Below are 20386 nucleotides of genomic sequence, written 5' to 3'. Positions count from 1 at the left end.
CGATCATTTGAACACAGGGAGGTGCACATGGAACTCATCCGTCCTCTTGTCCTTTTTCTCGTGCCGGTCTTCGCCGCACTGCAATCGGCCTTCTTCGAAAGGCTGGATACCCGTACACGATTGTTGTTGCTGAGCCCCTACCTTGGGCTGTGGTTGGCCGCCCTGGCTGCACTGGCCTTCGACGGGATCTGGGCATCGCTGCTGGTCCTGGCGGGCGCGGCGCTGGTTCTGGTGCTCGGACTGCTGGCCGCCACGGCTGACAGCCGTGGCGATGGCCGTTCGATGGGCACCGGACTGGTGGCTGTCCAACTGTTTCTCTATCAGTTGGGTATCATGCTGGGGGTATTGCTGATGCTGGTACTGGGTGCGCTGTTTCTGTGGTTGTACCCCGCGACTGCCTGAACTCCGCGATGCCGGATCCCGGAATTTGCTAAGATACGGCTCTTTTCCGCCGGATCGTCTGCCGTGACCCACGCCCTGGAAATCCGTAACCTGCGCAAGACCTATCCCAATGGCGCCGAGGCGCTCAAGGGGATCGATCTGCACGTGGCGGCGGGGGACTTTTTCGCCCTGCTGGGCCCCAACGGCGCGGGCAAGTCCACGGCCATCGGCATCATCAGTTCGCTGATCAACAAGACCGCCGGCACGGTGAAGGTGTTCGGCCACGACATCGACACCGACAAGAACGCCGCCAAGAGCTGCATCGGGCTGGTGCCCCAGGAGTTCAACTTCAACCAGTTCGAGCCGGTGATCGAAATCGTCATCAACCAGGCCGGGTTCTATGGCATTCCCCGGCGCGAGGCGGTGGAGCGGGCCGAGCACTACGTGCAGCAGCTCGGCCTGTGGGACAAGCGCCGGGGCATGGCCCGCAACCTCTCGGGCGGCATGAAGCGGCGGCTGATGATCGCCCGGGCCCTGGTGCACGAACCGAAGCTGCTGATTCTCGACGAGCCCACCGCCGGCGTGGACATCGAAATCCGCCGTTCCATGTGGGAATTCCTCGAGCGGATCAACGACGCGGGCACCACCATCATCCTCACCACCCATTACCTTGAGGAAGCCGAGAACCTCTGCCGGCACATTGCCATCATCAACGAGGGGCTGCTCATCGAGCACACCAACATGCAGGAACTGCTCACCAAGCTGCACGTGGAGAGCTTCATTCTCAACCTGCGCAAGCCACTGGAAAGCCTGCCGGCCATCGAGGGTTACCACATTTGCCGGATCGACCCGGTGACCCTGTGCGTGGACATCCATCGCGATCGCAATCTCAACGACCTGTTCGCCGAACTGTCCCGCCACGGCATCGAAGTGATGAGCCTGCGCAACAAGACCAACCGGCTCGAGGAGCTGTTCATGCGCCTGGTGCGGGAGGACGACGCCGCATGACGCCGAAACAGCAATGGGTGGCCTTCCGCACCATCCTGATCCGCGAGATTCTGCGCTTCATGCGCATCTGGGTGCAGACCGTGGTGCCCGCGGCGGTCACCATGGGCCTGTACTTCATCATCTTCGGGCGCTTGATCGGCGCCCAGCTCTCCGACATCCACGGCGTGAGCTACATGGACTACATCGTGCCGGGGATCATTCTCATGGCCATCATCAATAACGCCTACGCCAACGTGGTGTCGTCGTTCTTCATGTCCAAGTTCGCCCATTTCATCGAGGAATTGCTGGTTTCGCCCATGCCCAACATCCTGATCCTGGCCGGCTACGTGGCCGGCGGCATCGCCCGCGGGCTGGTGGTGGGCATCGTGGTCAGCCTGGTGGCCATGTTCTTCGCCCCCTTCCATGTGCATCACCCCGTGGCCCTGTTCCTGGTGGTGTTCCTCACCGCCATGCTCTTCTCCCTGGGCGGCTTCATCAACGCCATCTACGCCAAGACCTTCGACGACATCTCGATCATCCCCACCTTCGTCCTCACCCCGCTCATCTACCTGGGCGGGATCTTCTACTCCATCGACATGCTGCCCGAGTTCTGGCAGAAGGTCTCCCTGGCCAACCCCATCCTCTACATGATCAACGCCATGCGCTACGCCATGCTCGGCGTCTCCGACATCGACGTGCGCCTGGCCTTCGCCATCATCATCGGCTTCGTCATCGTCCTCTCCGCCTTCAGCCTCCACCTGCTGCGCAAGGGGGTGGGGCTGCGTCACTGAGGTTTCGATTGGGTTCGGTGGAAGGGAACACGGAGGACACGGAGGCACGGAGCGCACGGAGGGTGTTGTGTTGCGGCAGACCGAACCAATGGCGCGACAAAACCACTGTCTCATCGAGAACCCCAAACTATAGCCATGCTATCTCTGTGGCCTCCGTGCCTCCGTGTCCTCCGTGTTCTTTGCAGCCACCTGATCGAAGCCGCCTGCGGTAGAATATCCGTCGACCCCGCCCGGTAATCTGTCATGTCTCGCAACGTCCCCGATCTCTTCTCCTACCGCCCCTACTGGGCCCACCGTTTCGGCACGGCGCCGGTGTTGCCCATGTCGCGGGCGGAGATGGACGAGCTGGGCTGGGACAGTTGCGACATCATCCTGGTCACGGGCGACGCCTACGTGGATCACCCCAGCTTCGGCATGGCCCTGATCGGGCGGCTGCTGGAGGCGCAGGGCTTCCGGGTGGGGATCATCGCCCAGCCCGACTGGCGCTCGACGGCCGACTTCGAGGCGCTGGGCCGGCCCAACCTGTTCTTCGGCATCACGGCCGGGAACATGGATTCCATGGTCAACCGCTACACTTCCGACCGGCGCATCCGGCGGGACGATGCCTACACCCCGAACGGCGAGGGCGGGCGGCGGCCCGATCGCTCGGTCGTGGTCTACAGCCAGCGGGTGCGCGAGGCCTTCAAGGGCGTGCCCATCGTGATCGGGGGCATCGAGGCCAGCCTGCGGCGCATCGCCCATTACGACTACTGGTCCGACAAGGTGCGCCGCGCCATCCTCCCCGACAGCAAGGCCGATCTGCTGGTTTACGGCAACGCCGAGCGGGCCATCGTCGAGATCGCCCACCGCCTCGGCCGGGGCGAGGCCATCGACACGATCCGCGACGTGCGCGGTACCGCCTTCATGACCCGCGCCATCCCCGGGGATTGGCACGTGATCGATTCCAGCGACGTGGACACCCCCGGCCGCCTGGAGCCGAAGCTCGATCCCTATGCCGCCGAACCCTGCGCGAAAGGATCGTCGGAGGGGGGAGAGACCGTGGTGCGCTTCGAACCGAAACGCCGCCCGCCGCGGGAGAAAACCGTGCTGCGCCTGCCCTCCTACGAGCAGGTGAAGGCCGACCCGGTGCTCTACGCCCACGCCTCCCGCGTCTTCCACCTGGAGACCAATCCCGGCAACGCCCGCGCCCTGGTGCAGGCCCACGGCGATCGGCTGGTGTGGCTCAACCCGCCGCCGCTACCCCTGCGCACCAAGGAACTGGATCGGCTCTACGAGCTGCCCTATACCCGCCGGCCCCATCCGGCCTACGGCGACGCCCGCATCCCGGCCTGGGAGATGATCCGCTTCTCCATCAACATCATGCGCGGCTGTTTCGGCGGCTGCACCTTCTGCTCCATCACCGAGCACGAAGGCCGGATCATCCAGAGCCGCTCCGAGGACTCGGTGATCCGCGAGATCGAAACCATCCGCGACACCCAGCCCGACTTCACCGGCCAGATCTCCGATCTCGGCGGCCCCACCGCCAACATGTACCGCCTGGCCTGCAAGAGCCGCGAGATCGAAAGCGCCTGCCGGCGCCTGTCCTGTGTCTATCCCGGGATCTGCAAGAACCTGAACACCGATCACGCGCCGCTGATCCGTCTCTACCGACGGGCCCGCGCCCTGCCGGGGATCAAGAAGATCAGCATCGCCTCCGGCCTGCGCTACGACCTGGCCGTGCGCTCGCCCGAATACGTCAAGGAACTGGTCACCCACCACGTGGGCGGCTATCTCAAAATCGCGCCCGAGCACACCGAAGCGGGCCCGTTGTCGAAGATGATGAAGCCCGGCATCGGCACCTACGACACCTTCAGGGAAATGTTCGACCGCTTCTCGAAGGAAGCCGGCAAGGAGCAGTACCTGATCCCCTATTTCATCTCCGCCCACCCCGGCACCACCGACGAGGACATGCTCAACCTCGCCCTGTGGCTCAAGCGCAACGGCTTCCGGCCCGACCAGGTCCAGGCCTTTTTGCCCACCCCCCTGGCCATCGCCTCGGCCATGTACCACACCGGCCGCAATCCGCTGCGCAAGGTCAGCCGGCGCTCAGAGAAGGTCGCCGTGGTGCGCGGCGCCCGCCAGCGCCGCCTGCACAAGGCCTTCCTGCGCTACCACGATCCGGAAAACTGGCCCCTCCTGCGTGACGCCCTCAAGCGCATGGGCCGCGCCGACCTCATTGGCAACGGCAAACGCCACCTCGTGCCCCGCTGGCAGCCGGGCAAGACCCGCGCCACGCCACAACGGCGCCACAAGCCCGCACGACGCCACGGGCCCAGGCGCTACTCGAAACCGTCGCCTTAGCCCGAATATTGCACCAAGTCGGGGCGCATCAGGTAGGTCGGGCTTCAGCCCGACATGCGATCGGGCAAAACCCTTGTCGGCCTGAAGGCCGACCTACGACGTGAGATCTTCTGGCGTCCATGGCGGAATATCCGTGTTGGCCCGACATGTCGGCCTGAAGGCCGACCTGCAAGGGCGCGACTGGATTTCACTTTTGGGGCGTTCCAGAAGACAGTCAGGAATGTTCCAGCCACAAGATCATTGCCGGAAAAAACGCGATTCCGTGCTTCAACGTTATTAAACGTCTCGAAATTGTGCTGACACAAACGGCACCGGTGTGGGGCAGGTGTAGGCCGGCTCAAGCGCAGCGGAGCCGGCAAAAATCGTGTCATCCCGACATGGCGGCTCCGCTACGCTTGAGCCGTATATGGTCTCCTCCCGTTTTGCAAGACGTTGTACCAAACTTCGACAGGGACAGGATTGCGCTCGTATATCCGGCCTGTTTGTGAGGCTTTTTGCGCCTCTGGCCTCGATGAGATCTGCGCGTATCGTCCTAATCGCCCTAGCGGCTTGTCCCAGCCTACGGCTCAAGCAGGTTTTCGATACGCCGGTCTGACCTGTTTGTCATCGCTCGCCACAGCGTCTTCGCAATCGTCGGCAGGCTAACTCTCCAAATCGTTCCTCGCGGGCCCTGCCCGCCTTCAGACCGGGCGGTAATCCGCCCGGTATTCCGTCTTGTTCCTCAATACCGCCCACCCCATCCGGGCCATCTTGTTGGCCAGCGCCACCACCGCCTTGTTGTAGCCGCGCTCCGCCCGGATCCGGTTGATCCAGCGGCTGAGCCGGTCATCCTTCCCCGCCGCCGCCTTCACCACCGACCGCGCTCCATGCACCAGCAGACTGCGCAGATAGCCGTCTCCCCGCTTGCTGATCCCCTGCAGCCGTTCCTTCCCTCCGCTACTGTGTTGGCGGGGCACCAGACCCAGGGATGCGGACACATCCCGTCCCCGCCGCCAGGCCCGGCCGTCGCCGATCTGGCTGTAGAAAACCGGCGCCACCACCGGCCCGTAACCCGGGATCGCCCGCAGCCGCTTCACCGCCTCGTTCCGGCGGCTGTAGCCTTCCAGTTCCCGGGTGTAAAACGCAATGTGCGCGTCCAGCTCCTGAAACCGCCGGTAACTCTCCCACAACAGCTGCCGAAACCACTCGCTCAGGCCATTCTCCGCCTCCGACAGCACCTCCGGCAGGCGACGCCGCAGCGTATTCACCCCCTTGGGCAGAACAATCCCGTATTCCCCCAGCAGACCCCGTATCTGGTTGACCAGCGCCGTGCGGTCCGCAAGACAGCGCTCGCGCAGACGGTGCAGCGCCTGGATGTCCTGCTGCTCCGGTGTCTTCACCGACACAAACCGCATTTCCGGCCGCACCACCGCTTCGGCTATCGCCAGCGCGTCGTTGTAATCGTGCTTGTTCCCCCGCACAAACGGCTTCACGTACTGCGGCGGAATCAGCTTCACCTCGTGGCCCAGTGCCTGCAGCTCCCGCGCCCAGTAGTGGGCGCTCGCGCAGGCTTCCATCCCCACCAGGACCGGCTCCAGGTTCGCAAAATACGCCAGCACCTGCCCTCGCCTCAGCATCCGCTTGCGCACCACCTTGCCCCGCTCGTCGCAGCACACCACGTGAAACACGTGCTTTGCCAAATCCAGTCCAACCGTCGTAATCTTGCTCATGGTCTCCTCCTCCTTCTTCGATGGATGGTGAAGTGCTTCCATCTTGGCGCATCGTGACGCCGTTTTTAAGGGGGGGAGGAGACCATCTCATCGCCCTACCGAAGGGAGGTAAAACTGTTTTGAGACGATTAATATGCAACCGTCAGGTTGTATTGTCGTCAGCAGACCTCAACCCTCATCGGTCATCTTCATCAGCCGCCCGCGCAGGCGTTCATAGTCGTCGTTCGAGAGCACGCCCTTGCGGCTCAGGCGGCGCAGGGTCTTGATCTCGCCGGCGAGCAGTTGCTGGCGTGACAGGCCGGCCCGGTCGGCCGCTGCCTGGCAGGCGTCGGCGACGGCCTGCACGAAGGCCCGGAAGCGGGTGGCGTCGGGTCGGTTGTGGAGCAGGCGGACCAGCGGCCAGTGGCCGTGCCGGCTGCGGAATACCGTCTCCCGGTAGGAGGAGGCGAAGGCCAGCAGGATGAAGATGAAGGCGGTGAGGGCGAAGACGATGATGACGGGCAGGGCATAGTTGCCCGCGGGGTCGAGCCGCGGCAGCAGGTAGCGGAGAACCGGGTACTCGATGGCCAGGGTGATGACTGCGGCCAGCAGCCAGCGCCAGGCCACGATCAGCCGGAAACGGGGCTTGCAGTCGAGGGCGAGCACGTCGAGTTCGTAGGATCGCTGACGACCGACGGCTGTCTCGTCGATGAAGAGATAGCGATCGTTCTTCAGCACGAACCGGCGTTCGCCGGCGAACAGGCCTTTCTGTTCGAGTTCCTGCGTGGTTTCGGCAGTCATGGCATTGGCATCGGGGGCTTTTCCGTTTTTAGCACAGCCGGTGTCGGGGCGAAAGCTCACACCCGCCGCAGGATGGCATCCAGGGCGCGGGTGGAGAGGATGCGCTTCAGGGTGCCGAAAAGATACGTGGGCACGGTGACGTAATAGCGGGGGTTCGGGCGCCGGCTCTCGAGCGCGTGGAGCACCTTCTTGAGCACCGCTTCCGGTCCCAGGGTGAAGGGCACGGCGGGGCCTTCGGTCTTCAGGCGCTTGAGGGTGCGCAGGTACGCTTCGCGGTAGACGCTGGCGTCGATGTCGATGTTTTCGATGAACTTCTGCAGGCTGTTGGCGCGAAAGCGGCTTTCGATGGGTCCCGGTTCCACCAGGCAGACGTGGATGCCGGTGCCGTGCAGTTCCTGGCGCAGGGTGTCGGTGATCCCTTCCAGGGCGAACTTGCTGGCATTGTAGGCCCCGCGCATGGGCATGGCGGCGAAGCCCAGCACCGAGCTGTTCATGATGATCCGGCCGAATCTCTGGCGGCGCATCACCGGAATGATGCGGTTGGTCAGCTCCAGGGTGCCGAACAGGTTGGTCTCGAACTGGGCGCGCAGCACATGGCGTTTCAGATCCTCCACCGCGCCGGGCTGGCCCCAGCCGGCATTGTTGAACAGGCCGTAGAGGGTGCCGGTGGTGCGCAGCAGGATCTCGTCCACCGCTTCGCGAATCGAATCGCTGTCGTCCAGATCCAGGCGCAGGGCCTCGAAGCCGTCCGCGGCGAGCGCGGCCACGTCTTCGGCCCGGCGCGCGGTGGCGAAGACCCGGTAACCGCGCTGGCGCAGCCCGTCGGCCGCGCAGCGGCCGATTCCGCTGGAACAGCCGGTGATGAGCACGCTGCGCGCCGGGCGTTCGTTCATGTGAGCAGCACCGCGAGAATGCCGGTGAAGAAGATGCCGTCGAAGGTGCCGGCGCCGCCGATGGAGGCGATGGGGGTGGCCAGGCGGGGAATGTCCTTCAGGTGCAGCAGATCGGCGCCGATCAGCACGCCCAGGGTGCCGCTCACGTAGGCCAGGGGCGCCGGATTGTCCGGCGTCAGCAGCAGGGCGGTGAAGGCGGTCACCAGGGGCGCCAGCAGCAGGGGCATGCCGATCCCCATGCCCTTGATGGGCTGGCTGAAGGCATAGCTGACGGCCGCGACCACGGCGATGGCCAGGAGCACGTCGCCCAGCGGCAGCGACTGGGTCGCCAGCAGGTAGAGGCTGAAGGCCACCGGCACCACGGCGCCGCCCACGTTGACGGCGATCACCGTCTCGCCGGTGTAGGGGCGCACGTGGGCGAGGATCCAGGGGGGCAGTTCCGGCGGCGGCTCCGCCTCCCGGGGATCGCCGTGGATGCGGAACAGCGGCAGGTTGATCAGGCTGCCGATCAGGGTGGCCAGCAGCAGGCTGGCGGCGCCTTCCGGCGAGAGGCCCAGCTTGTCCAGCACCAGGCCCAGCACCTGCAACTGCAGGAGTACGAACAGGAACACCAGCAGGAAGGCCAGAACGACGAAGTGCAGGGGTTTCACGGGCATGGCGGTTTCCTCACAGCAGCGGGCGCACGGCGTCGGCCAGCAGCCCCGCCAGCGGCACGGCGTTGCTGGGGTGGGGAATGGCGTCCGTGCTCCAGATGTGCTCCACGCCGGCCTCGCGCAGGGCGGCCTCGGCGCCCTCTGCGAACAGGGCATGGGTGACCAGGGCATGCACGGCGGCAGCGCCGGCGGCCTGCGCCGCGCGGGCGGCCATGGCGATGGTCAGGCCGGAGCTGAGCACGTCGTCCACCAGCACCACGCAGCGTCCGCGAAAGTCCACCTCGGGCAGGTGGATCCGGACCTCGCGGTCGCCGAGGCGGTCCTTGGTCGCCACGGCGTATTCGAAGTCGCCGGCCCGGGCCACCTGCGCCACCCACTGGGCCGATTCGGCGTCGGGCCCGAGCAGCAGGGGCTCGAGATCCTGTCCGGCGAGGAACTCGCCCAGCTGCTGCGCGGCGCTGAGGTTGATGGCGATGTCCAGCGGCACGGCCTCGTGCAGATCATGAACGCGGTGCAGGTGGGCGTCCACGGTCACGAGGCCATCGACCAGGCTTGCCAGATGGCGTCCGACGATGCGCTGGCTGACCGCCTCGCCCGGATGGAAGGCGGTGTCCTGGCGCATGTAGCACAGGTAGGGGGCCACCAGCAGCAGGCGGCGGGCGCCGAGCTCGCGCAGGGTGGCGCTGGCCAGCATCAGCTCCACCAGCTTGTCGTTGGGCCGGTCGAGGCTCTGGCAGAGGATCACGGTCTGCGGCGGCGAGGCGGGCACGGTGACCTTGCTCTCGCCGTCGGGAAAGCGGTGCACGTCGCAGGCCTGGAAGGGCAGGCCGAGGGCCGCCGCGAGCCGTTCGGCCGCAGCCCGGTAGGCGGGCAGGGCGGTGACGAGGACGCTCATATCTCCAGGTAGCTCCGGGTGATTTCACCTTCGGGGCCGATGCGAAAGCCCTTGTCCCGCTCGGCCAGGTTGCGGGCGAAGCGGAAGTCGGCCGGGAACTCGGCCTGAATGCGGTACAGGGGTTCGCCCTTTTCCACCCGGTCGCCGAGCTTTTTGTAGAGATCCACGCCGGCGTTGAGATCCATGGGCGCGCCGGCCAGGCGGGCGATGCGGGCCATCTGGTAGTTGTCGATGGCGGTCACGTAACCGTCGGCGTCGGCCGTGATTTCCATGTTCAATGGGGCCTCGGCCGGGATCGGCCGGGCCGGGCCCTGGGCTTCGATGATCTGCTGCATCTTGCGCAGGGCGCGGCCGCTTTCGAGGATGTCGCGGGCCAGGTGATAGCCCTGGCCGCCGCGCACGTCCGGGTCGAACTCGAGAACGCGCCCGGCGAGATACAGGGCCTTCTGGCGCAGATCGTCCGGCGCGTTGCGGTCGTTTTCCAGCACCTGCATCACGTCGCGGGCCTCCAGGGCCGGGCCGATGCCGCGGCCGATGGGCTGGCTGCCGTCGGAGATCACCACCTCCAGATGGATGCCGAGCCGGTCGCCGGTGAATTCGAACAGCTTGCGCAGGCGCAGGGCGTGGTTCATGTGCCGCACCTTGGCGGTGGGGCCCACGGGAATGTCCAGCAGCAGATGGGTGGAGCCGGCGGCCAGTTTTTTGGAGAGGATGGAGGCGATCATCTGGCCTTCGGAATCGATGCCCAGGGGCCGCTCCACCGAGATCAGGATGTCGTCGGCCGGCGCCAGGCGCGCGTTGCCGCCCCAGGCCAGGCAGGCGTGGGTCTTCTTCACCACCTCGTGCATTTCCTCGGGGGTGAGATCCACCCGGGCCAGCACGCTCATGGTGTCGGCGGTGCCGGCGGGGGAGGTGATGGCGCGGCTCGAGGTCTTGGGAATCAGCAGGCCGTGGGCGGCGACGATGGGCACCACCAGCATGGTGGTGCGGTTGCCGGGGATGCCGCCGATGCAGTGCTTGTCGGCCACCAGGGTCTCGTCCCAGCGCAGGCGTTCGCCGGTTTCGGTCATGGCCCGGGTGAGGGAGAGAATCTCCTCGCGGTCCAGCCCGCCCTGGGCGGCGGCCACCAGAAAGGCGGCCATTTCCATCTTGGAATAGCGGTTGGCGACGATGTCGCGGGTGATGGCGCGGAAGTCCTTCAGATCCAGCCGCTCGCCGCCGATCTTGCGGCGTACCGCTTCCATGGAGTGGGGCGGCTCGGTATGGGCGATGCGCACCTTGTGGCCGGCCTGCTGGCCGAGCTGCTCGAAGGCCTGTTCGGAAAGGCCCAGCTCGTCCGGAGTGACGATGCTGGCGTCGTCGACGATGTTGAGCACCGCGTAGATCCGCGTGCCGTTGGCCTGGATCTCCACCTTGCTCAGGGCCTGGAAGCCTTCGGCCCGGTACAGGGCGCAGTCACGGTGCAGGAAGGCGACGTTCTCGTGATAGGTGTCGATGGCCACCCGCCGCAGGCGCAGTTGATCCGGATGGCCGTTTGCCGGGGAGCGTTGGGCCGGTTTGCGGTGTCGGGGCATGCAGGCTTGAATCCATGGAGAGCTGGACCCATTCTGACACAAGACCCGCCGGGGGCAAAAACCCCCGGCAGAAACATTTCCTGCCAGTCGTCTGGAGCCTTGCCGATGCCGCAACCCACCGAAGCCGAATTGCAGACTGCCCTGAAGGCGGCCGCGCGCATGCGCGAAACCGGCCAGGATCCCTTGTTCCTCGGCAAGGCCCTGTTGCATTGCCACTATCTGAACGGCCTGCTCGAGGAGGTGCTGACCGCCGCCGAGGCCTATCTGCGCAGCGGCATGGCCGAGCGGGAGCATGCCCGCCTGGAGAAGGCCGTGGAGCGGGTGCGCGCGGCCGAACGGCGCGCCGCCCGTCAGGAACCGCCACCGCTGGGCCTGTAAACCGGTATAATCCGCGGCCCTGTGTCCCAACCCTTGCAGTTCAGGAACCGACGATGCCCATCTACGAGTACGAATGCGAAGCCTGTGGCCACAAGCTCGAGGCCCTGCAGAAGATTTCCGACGATCCCCTCAAGGAGTGCCCGGAATGTGGCAAGCCGGCCCTGAAGAAGCTGATCTCCGCGGCCGGATTCCGCCTCAAGGGCGGCGGCTGGTACGAGACCGATTTCAAGACCGGCAACAAGAAGAACCTGGCCGGGGACAAGGGCAAGGCCGACTCGGGCAGCCAGAAGAAAGCGGAGAAGAAGACCGGCTCCGGGTGACAAGGCCTTGATTTTCAAATAGCCATTCCGACTCCCGGACCGTTCTGTCGTCTGGCGCGGTTTACGGTACCGGTTGCTTGAGACAGGCACGGAGCCCGAAGGGACGGAGAGCCGTTTCGTGGCCGTCGAGCCTACAGGGATGTATTCACGGCGTGTCACGAAACGGCTCTCCGTCCCTTCGGGCGGAATCGGATTCGGCGCAAAACGCTCGATTCCTCAGCCGGAGATTCGACCGGTACGGGTTTTTGCCCGGTTGAGCTTGCGCCCCCCAGTCCGTATCATTCCCGCTTTTGGCGCCCTCAAGACCCCTCAAACCATCAGGATACTCCACGGCATGCGTACCCATTACTGCGGCGAACTCAACGAAGACCACATCGATCAGCAAGTCACGGTCTGTGGCTGGGTCCACCGGCGCCGGGATCACGGCGGCGTGATCTTCATCGATCTGCGCGATCGCGAAGGCCTGCTGCAGGTGGTCTACGATCCGGATCGCCCCGACGTGTTCGCCACCGCCGAGAAGGTGCGCAGCGAATACGTGCTGCGGGTCACCGGCCGGGTGCGCCGCCGTCCCGAGGGCACCGAGAACCCGAAGATGGCCACCGGCCAGATCGAGGTGCTCGGCCTCGAGCTCGAGATCCTCAACGCCTCGGAGACGCCACCGTTCCAGCTCGACGACGAACAGGTCTCCGAAGAGCACCGCCTGCGCTACCGCTACATCGACCTGCGCCGGCCGCGCATGCTCGAGAACATGAAACTGCGCTCCCGGGTGACCAGCGAGCTGCGCCGCTATCTGGACGACAACGGTTTCCTCGACATGGAGACCCCCATGCTCACCCGGGCCACCCCGGAGGGGGCGCGCGACTTCCTGGTGCCGAGCCGCCTGCACCCGGGCGCCTTCTATGCCCTGCCCCAGTCGCCGCAACTGTTCAAGCAGTTGCTGATGGTCTCGGGCATGGATCGCTACTATCAACTGGTCCGCTGCTTCCGTGACGAGGATCTGCGCGCCGATCGCCAGCCCGAGTTTACCCAGCTCGACATCGAGACCTCCTTCATGGACGAGGAGGCCATCATGACCATGATGGAGGAAATGATCCGGCGCCTGTTCAGGGCCGTGCTGGACGTGGAACTGCCCGATCCCTTCCCGCGCATGACCCACGCCGAGGCCATGCACCGCTACGGCTCCGATCGGCCCGATCTGCGCGTGCCGCTGGAGCTCGTCGACGTGGGCGACGTGATGGCCGGCGTGGAGTTCAAGGTCTTCAGCGGCCCGGCCAACGATCCCCACGGCCGGGTGGCGGCCCTGCGCCTGCCGGGCGGCGGTGCCCTGACCCGCAAGGAGATCGACGAGTACACCGACTTCGTCGGCATCTACGGCGCCAAGGGCCTGGCCTACATCAAGGTCAACGCGGTGGCCGAGGGCCGCGAGGGCCTGCAGTCGCCGATCCTCAAGTTCCTGCCGGACGAAGCCATCAGCGCCATTCTCGAGCGCACCGGCGCCGAGGACGGGGATCTGATCTTCTTCGGTGCCGACAAGAAGGCCGTGGTCAACGAATCCCTCGGCGCCCTGCGGGTCAGGCTCGGCCACGACCGGGGCCTGCTCGAGGGCGAGTGGAAGCCCCTGTGGGTGGTGGACTTCCCCATGTTCGAGCCGGACGAGGAGGGCGGTGGCTTTGCGGCCCTGCATCACCCCTTCACCGCGCCCCAGGTGGACGACGTGGCCGCCCTGGAGGCCGATCCCCACCACGTCCTGTCGCGGGCCTATGACATGGTCATCAACGGCACCGAAGTGGGCGGCGGCTCCATCCGTATCCACCGCGCCGACATCCAGGCCGCCGTGTTCCGCCTGCTCGGCATCGCCGACGAGGAGGCCAGCGAGAAGTTCGGCTTCCTGCTCGATGCCCTGAAGTACGGCTGCCCGCCCCACGGCGGCATCGCCTTCGGCCTCGACCGGCTGGTGATGCTGATGGCCGGCGAGCGCTCGATCCGCGAAGTGATGGCCTTCCCCAAGACCCAGTCCGGCAACTGTCTGCTCACCCAGGCCCCCGCGCCGGTCTCCGATGCCCAGCTCAGGGAGCTGCACATCGCCGTCCGCAAGAAGCCAAGTGCCGGAAAATCCTGAATTTTCTTCCTGCCGGGCCCGAGAGGCCCGGCCTGCCGATTTGCACCGGGCGGGGATTTCCTGAATACTCAGGATTTCCGGCGGACTGCCGATAACTCAGTGAATTGCAAGAAGAATTGACCGGGCCAGCCCGGCTGTTGCAGCAAGGATTGCCATGTCGCCCATTCAGGTCGGCCGCCTTGCTGCAATAGCCGGGTCGGAGCCCGGCGCAAGAGGGATCCGGGAATGCGACGCGCCCCGGCGCGCGCACCGCGCCATGCCCAGGAAGGGTTGCTGGAGTTGGAGTGAGCAAACGGTACTGGAAAACAGACTGGTTCATCGGCCTGGCCGTGGTGCTGGCCGTGTTGCTGGCCGCCGGCAAGGGGCCGCTGCACGATCTGGAATGGCTCGCCTACGATCTGGGCGTGCGCTTCTCCTCCACCGATCCGGCCAACAGCGACGTGGTGGTGGTGACCATCGACGATGAGGCGGTCGAGGCCCTTGGCGCCTGGCCGTGGCCGCGCGACATCCTGGCCGAGGCCACGCGGATCCTCAGTCGCCAGCGGCCGGCGGTGATCGGCTTCGCCTTTCCCCTCGACTCGGCCCAGACGCCCTACGGCCTGGAGTACATCCAGGAACTGAAGGCCGTGATCGAATCCACGCCGAAACTGCGCAGCAAGACCATCCAGCGCCTGCTGCGCAGTGCCGAGTCGCGCATGGACACCGACCGGATCTTCGCCCGCAGCCTGGCCGGTGCCGGCCGGGTCGTGCTGGCCATGCCCTACCTGGCGGGCCGGGAGCACCATCCGGGCAGCGAAGCGATGCTGCCCGAGTACCTGAACAAATACACCCTGCGGGACGTGGAGCCCGAAACCCTGCCGTCCCCGCTGCTGGCCCGCTTCCTCGGCCATCCGGTGCCGGTGGCCGAGGTGGTCTATCCGCCCATCGAACCGCTGGCGAAACATGCCGGCGGCGCCGGCCTGCTCAACCTGGGCTACGGCGGCCAGCGCTACGCCCGCACCGAACCCCTGGTGATGCGCTACGGCGATGCCTACCTGCCCTCGTTCTCGCTGATGATGGTGGCCCGCAACCGCCACCTGGCCACCCGCAGCATCAAGGTCCGGCTGGGGCGTTATGTGCAGGTGGGGGATTACCGGATCCCCGGCGATCCCGAGCTGCGGATCTATCCCCATTTCTACCGCAACAAGAAGGGGGAAACCCCGTTTCCGGTCTATTCCATGGTCGACGTGCTCAACCGCACCACGCCGGCCAGCGCCTTCCGCGACAAGACGGTGCTCATCGGCCTGACCGCCCGCCAGCACTTCAACCCCATGGTCACCCCCATCGGCCAGGTGATGCCGCCGGTGCTGGTGGCGGCCAACACGGTCTCCAGCCTGCTCAACGACGAGCTCTACGCCGTGCCGTCCTGGACCCGCCTGGCCACCCTCGGGGCCTTCGTGCTGGTGGCCCTGTACCTGATGTTCCTGCTGCCGAGGGTGCGCTTCGGCACCGCCCTGGCGCTCACCGCGCTGCTGATCATCGGCCTGCTCAACGTGCACTTCTACTTCATGATTTCCGAGTCCATCTGGCTCAAGCTGATGGGGCCGCTGGCGGCCCTGGTGGTGGGGCACGTGCTGCTCGGTGGCAAGCGCATCATCCAGGATCGGGTGCAGGCCATCCATGGCGAACTCTCCGAGGCCAACCGGGCCCTGGGCCAGTCCTTTCAGGCCCAGGGCCAGCTCGATCAGGCCTTCGAAAAATACCGCCGCTGCCAGGTGGACAAGGGATTGCTGGATCTGCTCTACAACCTGGGGCTCGACTACGAGCGCAAGCGCCAGTTCAACAAGGCCGTGACCGTGTTCAAGACCATCGCCGAACACGATCCCCACCATGCCGACGTGCAGGAGCGCATCCGCCGCACCCAGCAGGTCTCCGACGCCCTCGTGCTCGGCAGCAGCGGCAGCGGCGGGCAGGCCCCCAACGGCACCCTGGTGATCAGCACCACCGGTCTGCAGAAGCCGATGATCGGCCGCTACCAGATCGATCGGGAGCTGGGCCGCGGCGCCATGGGCATGGTCTATCTGGGGCACGATCCCAAGATCGGCCGCACCGTGGCCATCAAGACCATGAGCCTGGCCCAGGAATTCGAGGGCGACAAGCTGGCCGACGTGAAGGCCCGCTTCTTCCGCGAGGCCGAGACCGCCGGCCGCCTCAACCATCCCAACATCGTCACCATCTACGACGTGGGCGAGGATCAGGATCTGTCCTACATCGCCATGGACTATCTCAAGGGCGAGAACCTCATGGCCTGGTGCACGCCCGAATCGCTGCTGCCGCCGCTGGAAGTGGTGGACGTGATCATCCAGGTGGCCGAGGCGCTGGACTACGCCCATAGTCAGAAAGTCGTACATCGGGACATCAAGCCAGCCAATATAATCTACGACCGGGACAACGGCACGCTGAAGGTCACCGACTTCGGCGTGGCCTGTCTCACCGATACCAGCAAGACCCGGACCGGAACCATTCTCGGCAGCCCGTCCTACATGTCGCCGGAGCAACTGGCCGGGCACAAGGTGGACGGCCGTTCGGATCTGTTCTCGCTGGGCATTACCCTGTACCAGATGCTGAGCGGCGAGCTGCCCTTCATCGCCGATTCGCTGGCCAGCCTCATGTACAAGATCGCCAACGAGAAACATCCGGACATCCGGATGTTCCGGCCGGAACTGCCGGCCTGTCTCAGCCAGATCATCAACAAGGCCCTGCAGAAGCAGGCCGAGGACCGGTTCCAGAGCGGCATGCAGATGGCCAGGGCCCTGCGCCGCTGCCGGGATCGCATGACCGGCAAGAAGAAAACCACCCGCAAGAAGAGCAAGGCGTCAGCGTGATACAGGAAGGCACCAAACTGGCCGTTTACGGCATCACCGACGTGGGCATGGTCCGCGATCACAACGAGGACTACATCGCCTGGGATCCCCAGATGGGGCTGATCCTGCTGGCCGACGGCATGGGCGGCCACAATGCCGGCGAGGTGGCCTCGGAACTGGCGGTCAACTGCATCCGCGAGGCCCTGCTCGACGTGCTCACGCCCAACATGCTGGCCTCCAACGTGATCAACTTCGCCGATGCCCTGCGCGAGGCGGTGGTCTACGCCAACGACGAAATCATCCGCATGGCCAATACCCGCCTGGAATGCGCCGGGATGGGCACCACCATCGTGGTCCAGCTCTACCACGGCGACCGGGTGATCATGGCCAGCGTGGGCGACTCGCGGATCTACCGCCTGCGCGACCGCGAACTGACCCGCCTCACCACCGATCACTCGCTGGTGCAGGAGATGCTCGACAATGGCTACATCAGCGAAGAAGAGGCCCAGCTCTCGGCCAGCCGCAACCTCATCACCCGCGCCCTCGGCATCGCCGACACGGTGGAGGTGGACGTGCTGGAGGAAACTGTCCAGAATGGCGACGTCTATCTGCTGTGTTCCGACGGCCTGACGGATCTCGTCTCCGACGACGAGATCCTGCAACTGCTGCTGCTGTATGCCGACGATCTGGATCTGGCGAGCCGGGAGCTGGTGGCCCTGGCCAACGAAAAGGGCGGCAAGGACAACGTCTCCATCATCCTGGTCAAGCTGCAGGAGGCCTATTCCGACACGGTGGGGCTGGAGGCCGACGAGGAAGAGAACAGTATCGGCGGCGGATAGTCCCGCCGGGCGTGATCCCGGTTCTGGAACTTCCCGCCGGACAGGTGTACCGTTTTCAGGCAACACGAACGATCGAATCGAGAACATCATGGCAAGACTGACACTGATACATGAAGGTGCCGTGCTGCGTGAGTATCCCCTGACCAAGGAACGCACCACCATCGGTCGCAAACCGCACAACGACATCCAGCTCGACGATCCCACCGTCAGCGGCCAGCACGCGGCGGTCCTGCTGTTGCAGAACGTCTACATCGAGGATCTCGACAGCACCAACGGCGTGATCCTCAACGGCAAGAAGATCACCCGGCGCCAGTTGCAGCACGGCGACATCATCCGCATCGGCCGTCACGAACTGAAGTTCATGGACGAAAAGGTGCAGGACTTCGAAAGCACCGTGATCCTCACGCCGGACAAGCCGGCGGCCCGCGACGAGGCCGCCGCCGAGCGCTACCAGATCCGCATCCTCTCCGGCCCCAAGGCGGGGGAGGCCATCGATCTGGTCAAACCCTACACCACCCTCGGCTCGCCCGGCGTGCAGGTGGCCGTGGTGGCCCGCCGGGGCAAGGACTACTACCTGATGCCCATGGGCGGCGCCGGCGACAGCGGGCATCCCACCGTCAACGGCGAACCGCTGGGGGCCGGCAGCCGCAAGCTCGAAGTGGGCGACACCATCGAGGTCGCCGGCAGCAAGCTCCAGTTCGTGGCCGCCGAATAGGGCCGGCATGGCGCGCCTGTTGCTCAAGCACGAGGGCATCACCCTCAACCGCTATGCCCTCGACCGGGACGAGACCACCATCGGCCGCCTCGGCGACAATCACATCCAGCTCGACGATGCCGCCGTCAGCAGCCGCCATGCCCGCATCTTGCGGGTGCCCAACCCCTACCTCGACGGCCACTACGACTACCATCTCGAGGATCTGGACAGCACCAACGGCACCAAACTCAACGGCAACCGGATCGGCAAGGCCTTGCTCAAGCACGACGACGTCATCCAGATCGGCGCCCACCGCTTCGTCTTCGACAGCGGCCAGATCGTCGACCACGAAACCACCGCCATCTACCTGCCGGACGACTGACGTCGTCCGGCAGGCGGGGCCGAGGGACGAGGGAGGGCGGCAACCCTGATGGTAGGAGCGGCGCCTCGCCGCGACTCGGTAGGTCGGGCTTCAGCCCGACACTCCAGCCGCTCGAAGCCGGTTGGAGCGGCGCCAGCCGCGATACGGCAGTAGCCGGTCGCTGGAAAACCGGACAACCCACGCTACCCGCCACCACCCGGCCCCCAATCTGATAAAATCCCCCCTTGTCAATTTTCCCGGTTTTCGACGAGGTATCCCATGGCCGGTCATTCCAAATGGGCCAACATCCAGCACCGCAAGAAGGCGCAGGACGCCAAGCGGGGCAAGCTCTTCACCAAGCTGATCCGCGAGATCACCGTGGCCGCGCGCATGGGCGGCGGGGATCCGGACGCCAACCCGCGCCTGCGCGCCGCCATCGACAAGGCGCTGGGCGCCAACATGACCAAGGACACCATCGAGCGGGCCGTCAAGCGCGGCTCCGGCGCCGCCGAAGGGGATGCCTACGAGGAGATCCGCTACGAGGGTTACGGCCCTTCCGGCGTGGCGGTGATGGTCGACTGCCTCACCGACAACCGCAATCGCACCGTCTCCGAGGTGCGCCACGCCTTCACCAAGGCCGGCGGCAACCTGGGCACCGACGGCTCCGTGGCCTACCTGTTCACCAAGGTCGGCACCCTGACCTTCCCGGCCGGGTCCGACGAAGATCGGATCATGGAAGTGGCCCTGGAGGCGGGCGCCGACGACGTGGTCACCAACGAGGACGGCAGCATCGACGTGATCACCACGCCCGAAGCCTTCCTCGACGTCAAGCAGGCCATGCTCGACGCCGGCCTGGAGCCGGCGATGGCCGAAGTGACCATGCAGCCCTCCACCACCGTGGATCTCGGCCTCGAGGACGCCCAGAAGGTCATGCGCCTGGTGGACACCCTGGAGGATCTGGACGACGTCCAGAACGTCTACACCAACGCCGACTTCTCCCAGGAAGTCATGGAACAGTTGCAGTGACGAGGGCCGAGGGACGTGTGGCGAGGATGTAGGAGCGGCGCAAGCCGCGATATGACAGTAACGAATAGCTGAAAAAAAACGCTCCCGGATTCCGCTTCGCTCTGTCCGGGCGGCGAACGCCACAACCCCGTGGGTCGGGCTTCAGCCCGACAACGCGAAGCGGTGTATTTCGAACCACAACCTGCAGGGAGCGGTATCATGACCAATTCGGCTATCCAATCGCCTTGCGGACATCCGTTTCGCGCCTGCCCTCCCTCGTCCCCGTGCTGATCCTCGGCATCGATCCCGGCTCCCGCACCACCGGTTACGGCGTGGTGGAGATGCGCGAGGGGCGCAGCCGCTGGATCGCCTCCGGCTGCATCCGCCTGCAGGGGGCGGCGCTGGCCGAGCGGCTGTGCAGCCTGCTGGAAGGGCTGGAACAGGTGCTCGAGACCCACGCCCCGGACGTGGTGGCGGTGGAACAGGTGTTCATGCACCGCAACGCCGATTCGGCCCTCAAGCTGGGCCAGGCACGGGGCGCGGCGGTGGGGCTGGTGGCCCGGCGCGGCCTGCCGGTGTACGAGTACACGCCGGCCCAGATCAAGAAGACCATCGTCGGCCGCGGCAACGCCGCCAAGGCCCAGGTGCAGCACATGATCTGCGCCATGCTCGGGCTCGACCGCGCTCCCCAGGAAGATGCGGCCGATGCCCTGGCCGTGGCCCTGTGCCACGCCCACCTGAGCCAGACCCTGACCCGCATGCGCCCCGCCCGGGGCCTGTTGCATGCCGCCCGGCGTTCGCGCCGGGGCCGGCTGCGTTGAAGG

The 20386-nt window shown here is 65.7% G+C and carries 19 protein-coding genes; 13 read left to right on the top strand and 6 right to left on the bottom strand.

The features are described from left to right. The first annotated feature begins 27 nt into the window (after nucleotides 1-27). From ACZ5BH_RS01495 to ACZ5BH_RS01480, 4 genes are all read left to right on the top strand, one after another. Entirely contained in the window at nucleotides 28-402 is a 375-nt protein-coding gene (locus ACZ5BH_RS01495) for a hypothetical protein (protein WP_464890156.1), read from the top strand. Nucleotides 403-465: 63 nt separating this feature from the next. After that, nucleotides 466-1389, top strand: a complete 924-nt coding sequence (locus ACZ5BH_RS01490; protein WP_464890155.1) for an ABC transporter ATP-binding protein — start codon at nucleotides 466-468, stop codon at nucleotides 1387-1389. Then, complete coding sequence (locus ACZ5BH_RS01485; RefSeq protein ID WP_464890154.1) at nucleotides 1386-2159, top strand: ABC transporter permease; 774 nt, start codon at nucleotides 1386-1388, stop codon at nucleotides 2157-2159. The genes ACZ5BH_RS01490 and ACZ5BH_RS01485 overlap by 4 nt, the downstream gene beginning before the upstream one ends. Nucleotides 2160-2402: 243 nt before the next feature. Continuing rightward, on the top strand, nucleotides 2403-4499 hold the full coding sequence (locus ACZ5BH_RS01480) for a YgiQ family radical SAM protein (RefSeq protein ID WP_464890153.1): 2097 nt from the start codon (nucleotides 2403-2405) through the stop codon (nucleotides 4497-4499). A 680-nt stretch (nucleotides 4500-5179) separates the two neighbouring features. Here ACZ5BH_RS01480 and ACZ5BH_RS01475 read toward each other — a convergent pair. The 6 genes from ACZ5BH_RS01475 to ACZ5BH_RS01450 form a co-directional block, all read right to left on the bottom strand. After that, nucleotides 5180-6208 carry an IS110 family RNA-guided transposase gene (locus ACZ5BH_RS01475; RefSeq protein WP_464891200.1) on the bottom strand — a complete coding sequence of 343 codons (1029 nt, stop codon included), beginning with the start codon at nucleotides 6206-6208 and terminating at the stop codon, nucleotides 5180-5182. A gap of 168 nt (nucleotides 6209-6376) precedes the next feature. After that, nucleotides 6377-6988 (bottom strand): hypothetical protein, encoded by a 612-nt coding sequence (locus ACZ5BH_RS01470; protein ID WP_464890152.1) that lies wholly within the window; start codon nucleotides 6986-6988, stop codon nucleotides 6377-6379. A 56-nt stretch (nucleotides 6989-7044) separates the two neighbouring features. Beyond that, nucleotides 7045-7881 carry an SDR family NAD(P)-dependent oxidoreductase gene (locus ACZ5BH_RS01465; protein ID WP_464890151.1) on the bottom strand — a complete coding sequence of 279 codons (837 nt, stop codon included), beginning with the start codon at nucleotides 7879-7881 and terminating at the stop codon, nucleotides 7045-7047. Further along, the gene (locus ACZ5BH_RS01460) at nucleotides 7878-8537 is read right to left on the bottom strand and encodes a DUF1614 domain-containing protein (protein ID WP_464890150.1); all 660 of its coding nucleotides are present in this window, start codon (nucleotides 8535-8537) and stop codon (nucleotides 7878-7880) included. Before ACZ5BH_RS01460 ends, ACZ5BH_RS01465 begins: the two co-directional genes overlap by 4 nt. Nucleotides 8538-8547: 10 nt before the next feature. Further along, a complete protein-coding gene (locus tag ACZ5BH_RS01455; RefSeq protein ID WP_464890149.1) occupies nucleotides 8548-9429 on the bottom strand; it encodes a ribose-phosphate diphosphokinase in 882 nt (293 codons plus the stop codon). Then, the gene (locus ACZ5BH_RS01450) at nucleotides 9426-11003 is read right to left on the bottom strand and encodes a thymidine phosphorylase family protein (protein WP_464890148.1); all 1578 of its coding nucleotides are present in this window, start codon (nucleotides 11001-11003) and stop codon (nucleotides 9426-9428) included. Before ACZ5BH_RS01450 ends, ACZ5BH_RS01455 begins: the two co-directional genes overlap by 4 nt. Before the next feature lie 105 nt (nucleotides 11004-11108). Between ACZ5BH_RS01450 and ACZ5BH_RS01445 the strand changes: the two genes are divergently transcribed. From ACZ5BH_RS01445 to ruvC, 9 genes are all read left to right on the top strand, one after another. Continuing rightward, nucleotides 11109-11381 (top strand): hypothetical protein, encoded by a 273-nt coding sequence (locus ACZ5BH_RS01445; protein ID WP_464890147.1) that lies wholly within the window; start codon nucleotides 11109-11111, stop codon nucleotides 11379-11381. A gap of 53 nt (nucleotides 11382-11434) precedes the next feature. Next, a complete protein-coding gene (locus ACZ5BH_RS01440; RefSeq protein ID WP_464890146.1) occupies nucleotides 11435-11701 on the top strand; it encodes an FmdB family zinc ribbon protein in 267 nt (88 codons plus the stop codon). Nucleotides 11702-12035: 334 nt separating this feature from the next. Next, complete coding sequence (gene aspS / locus ACZ5BH_RS01435; RefSeq protein ID WP_464890145.1) at nucleotides 12036-13820, top strand: aspartate--tRNA ligase; 1785 nt, start codon at nucleotides 12036-12038, stop codon at nucleotides 13818-13820. Nucleotides 13821-14104: 284 nt separating this feature from the next. Next, nucleotides 14105-16684 (top strand): CHASE2 domain-containing serine/threonine-protein kinase, encoded by a 2580-nt coding sequence (locus tag ACZ5BH_RS01430; RefSeq protein WP_464890144.1) that lies wholly within the window; start codon nucleotides 14105-14107, stop codon nucleotides 16682-16684. Beyond that, entirely contained in the window at nucleotides 16681-17502 is an 822-nt protein-coding gene (locus ACZ5BH_RS01425) for a Stp1/IreP family PP2C-type Ser/Thr phosphatase (RefSeq protein ID WP_464890143.1), read from the top strand. The genes ACZ5BH_RS01430 and ACZ5BH_RS01425 overlap by 4 nt, the downstream gene beginning before the upstream one ends. An 88-nt stretch (nucleotides 17503-17590) precedes the next feature. Beyond that, the gene (locus tag ACZ5BH_RS01420) at nucleotides 17591-18217 is read left to right on the top strand and encodes an FHA domain-containing protein (RefSeq protein ID WP_464890142.1); all 627 of its coding nucleotides are present in this window, start codon (nucleotides 17591-17593) and stop codon (nucleotides 18215-18217) included. A 7-nt stretch (nucleotides 18218-18224) separates the two neighbouring features. Beyond that, the gene (locus ACZ5BH_RS01415) at nucleotides 18225-18578 is read left to right on the top strand and encodes an FHA domain-containing protein (protein ID WP_464890141.1); all 354 of its coding nucleotides are present in this window, start codon (nucleotides 18225-18227) and stop codon (nucleotides 18576-18578) included. Nucleotides 18579-18836: 258 nt separating this feature from the next. Beyond that, entirely contained in the window at nucleotides 18837-19583 is a 747-nt protein-coding gene (locus ACZ5BH_RS01410) for a YebC/PmpR family DNA-binding transcriptional regulator (protein WP_464890140.1), read from the top strand. Nucleotides 19584-19903: 320 nt separating this feature from the next. Next, nucleotides 19904-20383 (top strand): crossover junction endodeoxyribonuclease RuvC, encoded by a 480-nt coding sequence (gene ruvC, locus ACZ5BH_RS01405; protein ID WP_464891239.1) that lies wholly within the window; start codon nucleotides 19904-19906, stop codon nucleotides 20381-20383. Nucleotides 20384-20386 lie beyond the last annotated feature (3 nt).

The organism is Thioprofundum lithotrophicum (assembly GCF_055387065.1).
The sequence above is the reverse complement of the archived record's forward strand: the minus strand, read 5'-3'. Positions and strand labels throughout refer to the sequence as shown.